The following is a 13,447-nucleotide window of genomic DNA, read 5'->3' as shown; positions in this document are numbered from 1 at the left end:
CAGGAGGGCCGCTGCGGGCTTACTGCGCCGCCGGCGGCGCGTCCGCCGCGCGATCGAACATGAACTGGCCGATCAGCTTTTCCAGCACCATCGCCGACTGGGTGATCAGCACGCGGTCGCCGTCCTTCAGCAGCTCGACATCGCCCCCCGCCTCGAGACCGACGTACTGCTCGCCGAGCAGGCCGGAGGTGAGGATCGAAGCCGTGGAATCGGCCGGGAAAGCGTAACGGCGGTCGATCTCCAGGTCGACCACCGCACGGTAGATTTCGGGATCGAAGCGGATGCCGGAGACACGGCCGACGAGCACGCCCGCGCTCTTGACCGGGGCGCGCACCTTCAGGCCGCCGATATTGTCGAACGGCGCCACCACCCGGTACGCGTCGCCCGCGTTGAAGCCGGAGGAATTGCCCACCCGCAGCGCCAGGAAAACCAGCGCCGCAAACCCCAGCGCGACGAAAATGCCGACCCATAGGTCGAGCGCGGTACGACTCATCATAGCCCCCGGAACATGAAGGAGGTGAGCACGAAATCGAGCGCCAGGATGACCAGCGCCGAAGTGACGACCGTGCGGGTAATGGCGCGCGACACGCCTTCCGCGGTCGGATGGCAGTCGTAGCCCTCGAACACCGCGATCAGGGAAACGACGAAACCGAAGACGAAGGACTTGATCACCCCGTTTACGATGTCGTAGCGGATCTCCACCGCAGCCTGCATCTGCGACCAGAAGGCGCCGTCATCGACGCCGATGACGACGACAGTGATCAGCCAGCCGCCGAACACCCCCATCGCCGAAAACAGCGCCGCGAGCAGCGGCATCGACAGCACGCCGCCCCAGAAGCGCGGCGCCACCACGCGCGCGACCGGATCGACCGCCATCATGTCCATCGCCTTCAACTGCTCGGTGGCCTTCATCAGGCCGATCTCGGCGGTGATCGCCGAACCGGCGCGACTGGCGAACAGCAGCGCGGCGATCACCGGACCGAGTTCGCGCAGCAGGGAAAGCGCCACCATCACCCCGACCGCATCAGCCGAACCGTAGCGCTGGAGGATGTCGTAGCCCTGCAGGCCGAGCACGAGGCCGACGAACAGGCCGGACACGCAGATGATCAGCAGCGACAGCACGCCGCTGAAGTACAGCTCGCGGATGGTCAGGTGGATGCGCCGCAGCGACTGGCCGGAAGCGAGCAGCACCGCAGCCAGGAAACGGGTGGCGAAGCCCAGCCGCCAGATGCCGTCGATGGTGAGCGCGCCGACATGGCGCAGCGCGGCGAGCACGCCGTTCATGCCGCCGCCTCGCTGAACAGGCTCTCGATCGGCGGCGCCGGATAGTGGAAGGGCACGGGGCCGTCGGCCTCGGCATGGACGAACTGATGCACGAAAGGATCGGACGAAGCCCGGATCTCGTCCGGCGTGCCCTGGGCGACGATGCTCCCGCCGGAGACGAAATAGATGTAATCGACGATCGCCAGCGATTCGTGCACATCGTGGGTCACCATCACCGTCGCCGCACCGAGCGCGTCGTTGAGGCGGCGGATGAGCTGGCCGATGATGCCGAGCGAAATCGGATCGAGTCCGGCGAACGGCTCGTCGTACAGGATCAGCATCGGGTCGAGCGCGACCGCGCGCGCCAGCGCCACCCGACGCGCCATGCCCCCCGACAGCTCGCCCGGTCGGAGACGCGCCGCACCGCGCAGGCCGACCGCCTGCAGCTTCATCAGCACCAGATCGCGCACCATGCCGGAAGGCAGCTCGGTGTGCTCGCGCAGCGGGAAGGCGACGTTGTCGAACACGCTCATGTCGGTAAACAAGGCGCCGAACTGGAACAGCATGCCCATCCGCCGGCGCAGTGCGTACAGCTCGGCCCGCGGCAGCCTGGCGACGTCGTGCCCGTCCACTTCGACGGCGCCGGCCGAAGCCCGCAACTGCCCGCCGATCAGGCGCAGCAAGGTGGTCTTGCCGCAACCGCTCCCGCCCATGATGGCCACCACCTGCCCGCGATGCACGCGCAGGTCGATGCCGCGCAGCACTTCGCGCTCGCCATACGCAAAACGCACGTCGCGCAGGGAAACCAGCGGGGAGGCCGAGGCGGAAGGAGAGGACACGTCGAAATAAAGGGGATTCGTGAACAAAAAATTATATCAGAGAAGAACCGGCTCACGAGCCTCCCTGCTGCAACGCAGCAACCCTTTCCTGCACATGGTTTTCCCGCAGTGGCGGCCCGTTCATGGCCGCCGCGATGACCACAGGAAAGCCCGGCCGCCTCTATATTTACCCTAAATAAATATTCCATTTATTTATTCATGAGTATGGCATCATGCGAATGAGATGATCGTTGCGATTACACCAAATGCATATCCGTATCGCCACCACAGCACTCGCCTTGCTTGCCGCATGTACTCCGCTCCAGCCCCGCCAGCCACCGAGCGGACATCTGGGCAAGACCGTGGACGCGCCCCTTCCGCCCGCGGCAGCCCCATCCACACTCCCTTCCCGCGCTGCCGCCCAACCGCCCGCCATCGTCGCCGCATCCCCCTCAGCCTCCTCCCCGGAGGCGGAAGCCGCCACCTATTCCGTCGCCGTCCACGACCTCCCGCTCGCCCAGCTTCTCCTCGCCATCGGGCGCGATGCCGGACTCGAGCTCGACCTCCATCCCGGCCTCGAAGGCCGCATCACCCTCAATGCCATCGACCAGCCTCTCGCCCGCCTGCTCGAACGCATCGCCGAACAGGCCGAAATCCGCTACCGCCTCGAAGGCCGCCATCTGGTCGTCCGACCGGACACCCCTTTCGTCCGTAGCTACACGCTCGACTACGTCAACCTCGATCGCGACATGCGCGGCACCGTGGCGACCAGCACCCAGATCGCCACCTCGTCCGCCGGTGCGCGCGCCGAAGCGACCGGCAACGCTTCCATCACCCAGATCGAGACCCGCGCCGGCAACAACTTCTGGTCCGCCCTGGAAGCGAACCTGAACACCTTCCTCGACGCCGCCGCTTCATCCCGATGCGCCCCGGAGGGCGGCTGCGGCAACACCAATGTCATGATCAACCGCGAAAGCGGGGTGCTGATGGTGCGCGCCACCGCCCGCCAGCACGAACAGCTGGCCGATTTCCTCGGCCGGGTGCAGGAGGCGGCGCGCCGCCAGGTCATGATCGAAGCCACGGTCGTCGAAATCACCCTTGCCGACGGCTACCGCCAGGGCATCGACTGGAGCCGCCTCGATCTTCCGGGGTGGACCGTTCGCCCGCGCGGCAGTAACGACGGCACCACCGCCCAGCCCACGATCGGCTACCTGTCTGCGCACCACGACGTCCGGATCGAACTGCTGGAGACATTCGGCACCGTCAAAGTGCTGTCCAGCCCCCGCTTGTCGGTCCTCAACAACCAGACCGCGATGCTCAAGGTGGTCGAAGAGGTGGTCTATTTCATCGTCGACAGCACCACCACCGAATACGACGACCGCAAGCAGGCCCGCATCACCGCCACAACCACGCCACAGTCGGTATCGGTCGGCATGGTCATGGCGGTGACGCCGCAGATCAGCGCCAGCGGCGACATCACCCTCAACGTGCGCCCGACCATCGCCGGCATTTCCGGCTTCAAGGACGACCCGAACCCGACGCTGCGCGACATTCCGAACCGGGTGCCGCAGATCCGCACCCGCGAGATCGAATCCATGCTGCGCCTGCGCAGCGGCGAAATCGCAGTGCTCGGCGGGCTGATGGAGGACCGCATCGACCACGACACCGGGCGCATCCCCATATTCGGCCACCTCCCCCTGCTCGGCGAGCTGTTCACCCGCCGCGACAGCACCGTGCGGCGGACCGAACTGCTGATCTTCCTGCGTCCGGTGCTGATCGACGACCCGAGCACGGCGGGCGATTTCACCCCCTATGCAGCACACCTTCCGGCCGCCGCCTTCCTCGATGGCGGATCGACTCCCGCCCCCCGCCCCGCCTTCCCCGCATCCGGGAGCCGGCCATGAGCGCACCGACCGCGCTCGGCCAGACCCTGCTCGCCGCCCGCCTGATCGGCGAGGATCAGCTGCGCATCGCCGAACACGAGCGGCTCCATCATGGACGCTCCCTGGGGCAGGTGCTGGTGGAGCTGGGCTTCGTCAGCGAAGCTGCGCTACGCACCACCCTCGCCGCCCGCAGCGGCCTGCCTCCGGTGGATCTGAGCAATGCCCTTCCCGCGCCCGATGCGCTCGCCCGCGTCCCCCAGGCGCTGGCCCGCCGCCACCGTCTGCTGCCCCTGCACTACGACGCTGTCCGCCGCCACCTGGTCGTCGCCACCGCCGATGCCCACGACATCGTCGCCGTCGATCGCCTGCGCAGTGCACTCGAGCCCGGAACGCAGATCGAGCTGCGCCTCGCCGGCGAAGGCGAAATCGGCCGTGCCATCGAACAGCACTACGGCCAGGCCGGCTCGATCGACGAACTCGTGCGCGCCCTCGAGCTGCGCGATGACGAGGATGCCGGCGCGCGCGACCCCGGGCTCGTCATCCGCCTCGTCGACGCCCTGCTCGCCGACGCCGTCGCCCATGCCGCATCCGACGTGCACTTCGAACCCGAAGCCGGCTTCCTCCGCATCCGCCACCGCACCGACGGCACCTTGCATCAGGTGCGCGCCCTCCACAAGTCGTACTGGCCGGAGCTGGCAGTACGGATCAAGGTCATGGCCGGGCTCGACATCGCCGAATCGCGCAGTCCCCAGGACGGGCGCATCAGCCTCGCCGTCGGCGGACGCCCGATCGACTTCCGCGTCGCCACCCAGCCCACGCTGCACGGCGAAAACATCGTGCTGCGCATCCTCGACCGCGACAAGGGCATCGTTGCGCTCGACGCCCTCGGACTGGATGCGCCCCAGCACGCCGCGCTCGGGCGCATCCTCGACCGCCCCGAGGGGCTGGTGCTGGTCGTCGGCCCCACCGGCAGCGGCAAGACGACGACGCTGTACTCGATCCTCAGCCACCTCAACCGCGAGGCGGTCAACATCATGACCCTGGAAGATCCGGTCGAATACCCACTGGCGCTGATCCGCCAGACCCAGGTCGGCGAAGCCTCCCGCCTCGGCTTCGCCGACGGCGTGCGCGCCCTGCTGCGTCAGGACCCGGACATCCTGCTGATCGGCGAGATCCGCGATGCCGACACCGCGACGATGGCCCTGCGCGCCGCGCTCACCGGCCACCAGGTGTTCGCCACCCTCCATGCCAACTCCGCCCTCGGCGCACTGCCGCGCCTGTTCGACATCGGCCTGCGCGCTGCGCTGCTCGCCGGCAATCTGGCCGGCATCATCGCCCAGCGCCTGCTGCGCCGGCTCTGTCCGGCCTGCCGCGAAGCGGTCGCCGCATCGCCTCAGGACTGCGCCCGCCTCGGCCTTCCCGCCGACGCCCCGCCGCCGCTGTACCGGGCGCGCGGCTGCCCGGAATGCGACTTCCGCGGCTACCGCGGACGCTTCGCGATCATGGAAGTGCTTCCTTTCGACCGCCACCTCGACGCCCTGCTCGCCGCCGGTGCCGGCACCGACGCGCTGTACACCGCCGCCCGCGAGCGCGGCTGGCGGACGCTGGCCGAGGACGGCATGCGCCGCGTCCTCGACGGCAGCACCTCGGTGTCCGAACTCGCACGCGTCATCGACCTGTCCGCACTCGGAGCGCAGCGATGAGCCTCCACCCACTCGGAGCGCCGCGATGAGCCCCTACCCACTCGGAGCACCGCGATGAGCCTCTACCGCTACCGTGCCCTCGCCGCCGACGGCCGTCACGTACGCGGCGAACTCGAGGCCGGCGATCTCGCCGAGCTCGAACACCGCCTGCGCCCCCTCGGACTGGTGCTGATCAACGGCGAACCGCGGCGGCGCGCCCGTCGCCCCACCGTGCGCGTGCCGCGTCGCGAACTGATCCATTTCTGCTTCCACCTCGAGCAGCTGCTGAGCGCCGGTATCCCCCCCTTTGACAGCCTGGCCGCCTTGCGCGACGCCAGCCCCCATCCCCGCACCCGTGCCATGGTCTGCGCCCTGCTCGCCGCGGTCGAGCGCGGCAAGCCTTTGTCCGACGCCGCCGCCGCACTCCCCGGCGCGTTTTCCCCGGTGGCGGTCGGCCTGCTGCGTGCCGGCGAAGCCGCCGGCACGCTGCCGCAGGCGGTCCGCGACATCGGCACCGCCCTCGCCCGCGACGACGAACTCGCCGCCCACGCCCGGCGGATCGCGATCTATCCGGCCATCGTCGGCGGCATCCTGCTGCTCGCGGTCGTCGTCGCCCTCACCGAGCTCGTCCCCGAACTCGAAAAGCTGGCACGCAGCACCGGCCAGGCCCTGCCGCTGCAGACCCGGATCCTGGTCGCCTTGTCGCACGCCGTGCGCGACTGGGGCTGGGCGCTATTGCTCGCCCAGCCAGCGCCGCCTGCGCCGCTGGCTGGGCGCTGGCGCGCTCGGCCACGCTGCGCCGGCGCGCGGATGCGCTCCAGCTCGCCCTGCCGCTGGTCGGCGAGATCCTGCGCAAGCTCGCCCTCGCCCGCTTCGCCGCGCTCTTCGCCACCCTGTACGGCGCCGGGATCAACGTCCTCGACACCCTGCGCACCACCGAACAGGCGGTCGGCAACCGCGTCCTGCGCGCCGGACTGCGCGCGGCCGGGCACCGTATCGAACAAGGATCGACGATCTCGGACGCCTTCGCCGCCGCCGGCGTATTTCCCCCTTTGGTGACACGGATGCTGAAGCTCGGCGAGCACACCGGCGCGCTCGACCGCGCCCTGGACAACGTCGCCACCCTCTATCGGCGCGACGTCAGCGACAGCATCGCCCGCCTGCAGGCCGCGGCCGAACCCGCCCTGACCCTGCTCATGGGCGGCCTGCTGCTGTGGATCGCGAGCGCCGTGCTCGGCCCGATCTACGCCCTCAGCAGCCACCTGCCGGGATAGCCGATGCGACACCGTCCCCTGCTCTTCAGCGTCGACGCGCTCGGCCTCGAGACATGGCGGAGCGATCGAAACGGCATCGCCCGGCTCGCCCGCTTCGCCCCCGGCGAGCACGCCGCGTTCGCCACCTGGCTGGCCGGGCGGCGGCGCGGCGAAGCCTGCCGCATGGTGGTGAATTTCGCCGACGAGAGCTACGAGGCCGAAGATCTGCCGCGAGTTCGCGGTGCCGACCGCCGGGCGCTGCATGGCCGCCGGCTCGGCGCCTGGTTTCCGCATCCCGCCTTCGCCCGCGCGCAGGTACTCGGCCCGGCAGGCGCCGACGCCCATCTCGAGCACGTGCTGTTTTCCGGTCTCAATCGCCCCGAACAGCTCGCGCCCTGGCTGGAGGCGGTGCACAGCGCCGGCCTCCGCCTTGAGCGTGTGGTGCCCGCCGCCCAGCTGGTCGCCCATCTGGCGCCGCCTTCCGCAACGCCCTCCGCCGCGCGGCTGCTTGTCGTGTTTACCCGCGCCGGCATGCGTATCTGCGAAGTCCACGGCAAGGCCTTGCATTTCTCCCGTCTCGTCGGCCAGTGCACGCTGGCAAGCGCACGCCACGGCACGCAGTGGGTGGACGAAATCGGTCTCACCCGCAGCTACATCCTCGCCCGCGGCCGGATCGGCGCCGACGCCGCGCTCGAGGCGACCGTGCTCACGCCGCCAGGCGCCCTCACCCCCGCCGACGAAGCCCAGGCGCGCCCCGGCGCCGCATCGCCACCGATCCACATCGCCTTCCCGGCGCCGTTCGCAGCGCTGCGCACATGCGACGAGGAAGGAGCGCCGCTCACCGACGGCGAGTTCAGCGGGGTCCTCCTGCACGGCCTGTCGAGCGCCCCCGCAGCACTCGGCTGGCCGCCCGGAAGTCCCGCCGGGGCCGGGCAGCGCCACCCGACCCGGCGCCGTACGGCGACTCTCGCAGCCGCACTCGCCCTCGCCGGGCTGGCGCTGGGCGCACACCCCTGGTGGTCCGCCGGGCAGGGTGCAGTCGACACCGCAGCTCTCCCGCCACCGCCCGGAACGGCGCCGAACCCCTCCCCCCTCTCTCCCGCCGACAGCGACACCGCGCCGCCCGCCACACTCCCGATCATGCCGCCTGCCGAAACGACGGCTCCCACGCCACCGCGCCGCATCGACGGCATCCTGCGCCGCCCCGACGGGCGCGATTTCATCTGGCTCGACGGTCGTCTCCTCGAACTCGACGAAACCGCGCTGGCCCTGGCACCGGGCCCCTCCCCGAGCCTCACCCCCCGCGGTGCCCAGCGGCTCCGCCTGCACCCCGGCGACTACTGGCCGCCGGCCGATCCCGGCGCCGCAACGCCGCCCCCGGGAGAACCGCCGGACACGCTCCGGATCCGCATCCACGTCCACCGGGGAGAAGGGCGATGAACCCGCCCGCTCCGACAACTTCCGTCCGCGGACCGTCGATCCCCCGCTGCACCCGGACCGGCAACGCCGCCTGGTCGCAGCCCGGCGCCCCCGACCTGCGCGGTTACGGGCTGGTGGCCGCGCTGGCGCTGGCGGCGCTGTTGAGCGCCGGCGGGCTGCTCGCCGGCGGGCAGCTGCGCACCCACGCCGTCGCCCGCGCCCAGCTGCGCAGCATGGAGGCGCTCGCGCTCGCACGCGAAGCCTTGCTCGGCTATGCGCTCAGCTACGGCGAGCACCACGCCGACAAAGATTATGGTTTCCTCCCCTGCCCGGACGGCGGCAACAGCGGCTCCACTCCGCCCGGCGCCTGCGGGGCCCGCGACGTGGGTGCGCTCGGGCGCCTGCCCTGGCGCACGCTCGGCCAGCCCGATCTGCGCGACGGCTGGGGGCAATGCCTGTGGTATGCGGTCGGCGGCAGCGTGAAGAACAACCCCAAGCCGCTCACCCTGAACTGGGACAGTCCCGGCCAGCTCGCCCCCCGCGCACCGGACGGGCGCGCACTGCGTGCCGCCGGCCCTGATGGCCTGGCCGTCGCGGCGATCTTCGCCCCCGGCCCCGTGCTGCCCGGCCAGAGCCGTCCGCCCGGGGCGAAGAGCGGCTGCGGCGGCAGCGACTCGGCGGAGGCCGACCTCGCGCACTATCTCGACCACGGCTACACCGCCCGCTTCGGCGCCACGATGCCGGTCACGCAGGGCGCGCCGATCGGCGAGGACGCCGGGCTGACGACCGACCTGGTGGTCTGGATCGGCATCGACGACATCTTTGACGCCCTGCGCCGTCGTGCCGATCATGGCGCCCATATCGACGCCCTCATCGACACCGCCGCCGACGCCCTCGCCGCCCGGCTCGGCGAAGCCGATTTCCTCGCCACCCACACTTCCGCCACGCCCGGCGTCCTCGACGTCGGCCCGCTCCCGAGCGCCGCCGCGCTCGGTCTGCCGGCGGAGGAACGCCCCCGGCTCGATCGCTGGCGCGACCAATTCCGCTTCGCCGTGTGCCGGACGGGCGAACCCTGCATCGCCCTCGCTCACGATGCCCCGCCCGCCACCGCGGGCTGTCGTGGCGTGCTGCTGTTCGGCGGAGAACGCATCCGCAGCGGCCCCGGGCTGCAGCAGCGCGACACGCCGGAACGGCGGGCCGATCCCGCCCAGTACCTCGAAGCCGACAACGCCGCCAACTTCAATCACGGTACCCCATCCTTCAGCGGTGCCCACCGCTTCGAGGTGGACGACCCCCTGCAGCCCGCCACCCGGGACGTGATCCGATGCCTGCCCTGAGCCCCGTCCGCGCTTTCCGCTCCGCTGCGGTACCGCCCTTCCGCCACCCTCGCCTGCGACCGTCCGAGCGCGGTTTCACGCTCGCCGAGCTCGCCCTCGTGCTCCTCATCGTCGGCCTGCTCGGCGGCGGCCTGCTGATGCCTCTGGGCAGCCGCATCGAAGCCCGCGACCGCCAGCTCACCCTCGAACGCCTGCGCGACATCCAGCACGCCCTGACCGGCTTCGCCATCGTTCACGGCCGCCTGCCCTGCGCCAGCACCGAAACCGATCCGCACAGCCCGCACTACGGCCTCGAGGATGCCGCCCCCTGCAGCTTCGCCGGCGCAGGGCGGCTGCCCTGGCGCACGCTGGGGATGCCCGCCCACGATGCCTGGGGCAGCCCCCGCCACCAGCCGCAGGACGGCTGGGCCGGGCACTGGCATTACCGGGTCGACCCGAACTTCGCCGCCGGCCCGATCGACGCCGCCACCTTGCCGACGGCCAACCTGCAGATCCGCACACTCGACGACAGCCCTCTCACCACCAGCACTTCGCAGGCGGTAGCGATCGTCTATTCGACCGGCCCCAACCGCAACGCCGACGGCCACAACGCCACCTATTCGGCCTCGTCCCCGGTGTATCAGGCCGGAGAAGCGAGCGCCGGGTTCGACGACCTGCTGGCCTGGATCGGCCGCCCCCTGCTCGTCGCCCGCCTCGCCCAGGCCGGACGCCTGTAGCGCCGCCCCGGACCTTCAGCGCCCACCGAATCCCGTTTCACCCCTCAAGGAGAACGACCATGTCCCCTCGCCAGGCCGGATTCACCCTCGTCGAAATCGCCGTCGTGCTGCTCATCATCGGCCTCTTGCTGAGCGGCGTCCTGAAAGGCCAGGCGCTGCTCGACAGCGCCCGGGTGAAGAACCTCGCGCAGGACTTCGCCAGCATTCCCGCACTGATCCACGCCTACCAGGACAAGTACCGCGCGCTGCCCGGCGACGATGGCGCCGCGGCACGCCACCTGTGCCTCGACGGCAGCGCATGCGCGGCAGCGGGCGACGGCAACGGCGCCATCGACGGCAGCTGGCATGCCGAGGGCGGAACCGAAACCTTCCACCTGTGGCAGCACCTGCGCCTGGCCGAGCTCGCCGGCGGCAGCACGACCCCGACCGACCCTGGCTACCTGCCGCGCAATGCCTTCGGTGGCCGGATCGGCGTGCAGCGCGGCGGAGACGCTGCGGCGCTCGGCATTCCCGGCAGCCTGGTGGTGTGCTCGGCGGGGATTCCCGGCAAGCTCGTGCACCAGCTCGACCTCGGCGTCGATGACGGCGACCCCACGAGCGGCGCGATGCGCGCCGCCAGCGGCGAGATCGCCGCCCCGACCCTGGTGTCGGCGACGAACCCGCTCGACGAAGCCGGCAGCTACACCGTCTGCGCCCGCTTGTGAACGTTTTCAGCCGCAGCCGCGCCTTCGTTCAGGGCACCCCGCCCGACAGGCGCTGCGCGGCGGCTGTCAGCCCGCCGGGCAGGACGTCGGCATGAAGGCATGCGCGAACGGAAAATCCCGCAAGCGCCGGGCAGCATCCCGACTGTTATACAATCCCGGGCTCATGATCGAAGCCTGCGTCCGCTACCCTCCGATCACGCCCACACCCTGCCGCCGCCCCTTTCCGCCCGTCTAAAGCACCGATTCCATGGACCCGACTCCCGCCCCCGCCGACAGCCGTGCGGTCGCGCTCGCCCGCCGCGTGCTGCGCATCGAGGCCGACGCCGTCGCCGCACTGGCCGCGCGCATCGGCGCCGAATTCGAGCGCGCGGTCGACATCATCCTGAAGCGTAACGGCCGGGTCATCGTCACCGGCATCGGCAAATCCGGCCATATCGCGCGCAAGCTCGCTGCCACGTTGGCGAGCACCGGCACTCCGGCGTATTTCGTCCATGCGGCCGAAGCCGCCCACGGCGACCTCGGCATGATCACGCCCGAAGACGTGGTCATCGCCCTGTCGAACTCGGGCAGCAGCGAGGAAATACTCACTATCGTGCCCCTGGTCAAGCGCCAGGGCGCGCGCCTGATCGCCATGACCGGCAAGGCGGACTCCCCCCTCGCACGCGAGGCCGACGCCCACCTCGAGGCCGCGGTCGCCGAGGAGGCCTGCCCGCTCAACCTCGCCCCCACCGCCAGCACCACCGCCGCCCTCGCGCTGGGCGACGCGCTCGCCGTCGCGCTGCTCGACGCGCGCGGCTTCGCCGCCGAAGACTTCGCCCGCTCGCACCCGGGCGGCGCCCTCGGGCGGCGCCTGCTCACCCATGTCGGCGACGTCATGCGCCCGGCGGCCTCGGTACCGATGGTCGCGGCCGAAGCGCCGCTCACCGCGGCACTGCTGGCGATGACCGCCGGCGGCATGGGCATGACCGCGGTCACCGGCAGCGACGGGCGACCGCAGGGCATCTTCACCGACGGCGACCTGCGCCGCGCCCTCGAAAAAGGCTGCGACGTGCGCAGCGCCCAAGTCGGCGCAGTGATGACCCGCGCGCCGCGCACCATCGGCCCGGCCGCGCTCGCCGCCGAAGCGGCCGAAATCATGGAGCGCCAGCGCATCAGCCAGCTGCTGGTGGTCGATGCCGACGGCCACCTGGTCGGCGCCCTGACCACGCACGACCTCATGCTCGCCAAGGTGATCTGATTGATCGACACCTGGCGCCTCTACCCGGTCCTCGCCCTGACCCTCCTGGCCGGGGCCTCGATCTGGCTCGAGCGGGCCACCCGCTCCGAGGAGCCGGCCAGCGCGCGCGCGCAGAGCGGGCCGGATTTCATCGCCGCACAAACCCGCGTCGTCGGTTTCGCCGAAGACGGCAGCCTGCGCTACGAACTGCTCGCCGAACGCCTGGAGCACGATCCCCGCGACGATGTCACCCGCCTCCAGCAGCCCCGCCTGCACCTGCACAGTGCCGAACGCGAGACCCGGATCAGCGCGCTGCGCGCCGACGTCTCGCCCGGAGGCGAACGCGTCGACCTCGCCGGTGACGTCCGCATCCGCCGTTCCGGCACCGCCTCCGAGGCCCCGCTCGGTCTCGACTCCGACACGCTCACGGTATGGCCCGACGCCCACCGCGCACACACCGATTCCCCGGTGCGGCTGAGCCGCGGCACGGCGCGCGCCACCGCGCTCGGCCTGCGCGCCGACAATCTGTTCGGCACGCTCGAACTGGTCGGTGAAGTGCGCTCCACCTTTCCGCGCCGTCAAGGACCCCCCTCATGAAACGCCTGCTTGCCGCCGCCCTCGTCGCCTGCGCCGCCTGCGCCGCTCCCGCCTTCGCCGAGCGGAGCGACCGCGAGCAGCCGGTCAACATCGAAGCCGACCGCCTCACCGTCGACGACCGCAACAAGGTCCATGTCTTCGAAGGCAACGTCGTCCTCACCCAGGGCACGCTCACCATCCGCGGCGACAAGCTGGTCGTCACCCAGGACGCCGCCGGCTTCCAGAACGGCGTCGCCACCGCCGCCGGGGAACGTCTCGCCAGTTTCCGCCAACGCCGCGAAGGCAGCGCCGAATACGTCGAAGGCGAAGCCGAGCGCATCGAATACGACAGCCGCACCGAGCAAGCCCGCCTGTTCAACCGCGCCCGGGTCCGCAGCGGCGGCGATCAGGTCAGTGGCCACTACATCGAATACGACGCGATCAGCGAAAACTATCTCGCCACCAACGCGCCGCAGGCGGGAAGTCCGGCCGCCGGCGGGCGGGTGCGCGCCGTGATCCAACCCAAGAGCGACGGCCAGCCTGCGAGCGCGCAGTAAGCGGCCGCGACATCCATCACCCA

At 70.9% G+C, this 13,447-nt stretch carries 13 protein-coding genes and 1 pseudogene; 11 read left to right on the top strand and 3 right to left on the bottom strand.

Annotated elements, in window-relative coordinates:
* Positions 1-19 precede the first annotated feature (19 nt).
* Genes mlaD through Tharo_RS03115 form a run of 3 tightly spaced genes read right to left on the bottom strand, consistent with a single transcriptional unit; the run spans position 20 to position 2,129 of the window.
* Complete coding sequence (gene mlaD / locus Tharo_RS03125; RefSeq protein WP_107222292.1) at positions 20-493, bottom strand: outer membrane lipid asymmetry maintenance protein MlaD; 474 nt, start codon at positions 491-493, stop codon at positions 20-22.
* On the bottom strand, positions 493-1,284 hold the full coding sequence (mlaE, locus tag Tharo_RS03120) for a lipid asymmetry maintenance ABC transporter permease subunit MlaE (protein ID WP_107219968.1): 792 nt from the start codon (positions 1,282-1,284) through the stop codon (positions 493-495). The genes mlaD and mlaE overlap by 1 nt, the downstream gene beginning before the upstream one ends.
* Positions 1,281-2,129, bottom strand: coding sequence for an ABC transporter ATP-binding protein (locus Tharo_RS03115; RefSeq protein ID WP_245880987.1), 849 nt, complete (start codon positions 2,127-2,129; stop codon positions 1,281-1,283). Before Tharo_RS03115 ends, mlaE begins: the two co-directional genes overlap by 4 nt.
* Positions 2,130-2,347: 218 nt before the next feature.
* On the opposite strand from Tharo_RS03115, the gene Tharo_RS03110 reads away from it, so the two are divergent.
* The 11 genes and pseudogenes from Tharo_RS03110 to lptA all read left to right on the top strand — a co-directional run bounded on the left by Tharo_RS03110 (position 2,348) and on the right by lptA (position 13,424).
* Entirely contained in the window at positions 2,348-3,985 is a 1,638-nt protein-coding gene (locus Tharo_RS03110) for a type II secretion system protein GspD (protein ID WP_107219967.1), read from the top strand.
* Positions 3,982-5,667, top strand: coding sequence for a GspE/PulE family protein (locus tag Tharo_RS03105; protein WP_107219966.1), 1,686 nt, complete (start codon positions 3,982-3,984; stop codon positions 5,665-5,667). The genes Tharo_RS03110 and Tharo_RS03105 overlap by 4 nt, the downstream gene beginning before the upstream one ends.
* 54 nt (positions 5,668-5,721) lie before the next feature.
* Positions 5,722-6,219 (top strand): annotated as a pseudogene (locus tag Tharo_RS17895) (type II secretion system F family protein); the annotation flags it as partial.
* A 146-nt stretch (positions 6,220-6,365) separates the two neighbouring features.
* Entirely contained in the window at positions 6,366-6,920 is a 555-nt protein-coding gene (locus Tharo_RS18110; protein ID WP_342749590.1) for a type II secretion system F family protein, read from the top strand.
* A 3-nt stretch (positions 6,921-6,923) separates the two neighbouring features.
* Positions 6,924-8,339, top strand: coding sequence for a hypothetical protein (locus Tharo_RS03095; protein WP_107219965.1), 1,416 nt, complete (start codon positions 6,924-6,926; stop codon positions 8,337-8,339).
* Positions 8,336-9,655 carry a hypothetical protein gene (locus Tharo_RS03090; RefSeq protein WP_245880986.1) on the top strand — a complete coding sequence of 440 codons (1,320 nt, stop codon included), beginning with the start codon at positions 8,336-8,338 and terminating at the stop codon, positions 9,653-9,655. The genes Tharo_RS03095 and Tharo_RS03090 overlap by 4 nt, the downstream gene beginning before the upstream one ends.
* Positions 9,643-10,371 carry a prepilin-type N-terminal cleavage/methylation domain-containing protein gene (locus tag Tharo_RS03085; RefSeq protein ID WP_245880985.1) on the top strand — a complete coding sequence of 243 codons (729 nt, stop codon included), beginning with the start codon at positions 9,643-9,645 and terminating at the stop codon, positions 10,369-10,371. Before Tharo_RS03090 ends, Tharo_RS03085 begins: the two co-directional genes overlap by 13 nt.
* A 59-nt stretch (positions 10,372-10,430) precedes the next feature.
* On the top strand, positions 10,431-11,075 hold the full coding sequence (locus Tharo_RS03080; RefSeq protein WP_107219964.1) for a prepilin-type N-terminal cleavage/methylation domain-containing protein: 645 nt from the start codon (positions 10,431-10,433) through the stop codon (positions 11,073-11,075).
* 247 nt (positions 11,076-11,322) lie between these two features.
* On the top strand, positions 11,323-12,312 hold the full coding sequence (locus tag Tharo_RS03075) for a KpsF/GutQ family sugar-phosphate isomerase (RefSeq protein WP_107219963.1): 990 nt from the start codon (positions 11,323-11,325) through the stop codon (positions 12,310-12,312).
* Positions 12,313-12,888: an LPS export ABC transporter periplasmic protein LptC gene (gene lptC, locus Tharo_RS03070; RefSeq protein ID WP_107219962.1), complete on the top strand. Its 576-nt coding sequence runs from the start codon at positions 12,313-12,315 to the stop codon at positions 12,886-12,888.
* Entirely contained in the window at positions 12,885-13,424 is a 540-nt protein-coding gene (gene lptA / locus Tharo_RS03065; protein WP_107219961.1) for a lipopolysaccharide transport periplasmic protein LptA, read from the top strand. Before lptC ends, lptA begins: the two co-directional genes overlap by 4 nt.
* The last annotated feature ends 23 nt before the right edge of the window (positions 13,425-13,447 follow it).

Source organism: Thauera aromatica K172, from assembly GCF_003030465.1.
Lineage (GTDB): Bacteria > Pseudomonadota > Gammaproteobacteria > Burkholderiales > Rhodocyclaceae > Thauera > Thauera aromatica.
This window is presented reverse-complemented; position numbering and strand designations above follow the sequence as displayed.

Bases quoted from the DNA above. Each gene is read 5' to 3' on its own strand.
- Tharo_RS03095 (WP_107219965.1), top strand. From the start codon at position 6,924: ATGCGACACCGTCCCCTGCTCTTCAGCGTCGACGCGCTCGGCCTCGAG.
- mlaD (WP_107222292.1), bottom strand. From the start codon at position 493: ATGAGTCGTACCGCGCTCGACCTATGGGTCGGCATTTTCGTCGCGCTG.
- Tharo_RS03075 (WP_107219963.1), top strand. From the start codon at position 11,323: ATGGACCCGACTCCCGCCCCCGCCGACAGCCGTGCGGTCGCGCTCGCC.
- Tharo_RS03080 (WP_107219964.1), top strand. From the start codon at position 10,431: ATGTCCCCTCGCCAGGCCGGATTCACCCTCGTCGAAATCGCCGTCGTG.
- Tharo_RS03110 (WP_107219967.1), top strand. From the start codon at position 2,348: ATGCATATCCGTATCGCCACCACAGCACTCGCCTTGCTTGCCGCATGT.
- Tharo_RS03085 (WP_245880985.1), top strand. From the start codon at position 9,643: ATGCCTGCCCTGAGCCCCGTCCGCGCTTTCCGCTCCGCTGCGGTACCG.
- Tharo_RS03105 (WP_107219966.1), top strand. From the start codon at position 3,982: ATGAGCGCACCGACCGCGCTCGGCCAGACCCTGCTCGCCGCCCGCCTG.
- lptA (WP_107219961.1), top strand. From the start codon at position 12,885: ATGAAACGCCTGCTTGCCGCCGCCCTCGTCGCCTGCGCCGCCTGCGCC.
- mlaE (WP_107219968.1), bottom strand. From the start codon at position 1,284: ATGAACGGCGTGCTCGCCGCGCTGCGCCATGTCGGCGCGCTCACCATC.
- Tharo_RS03090 (WP_245880986.1), top strand. From the start codon at position 8,336: ATGAACCCGCCCGCTCCGACAACTTCCGTCCGCGGACCGTCGATCCCC.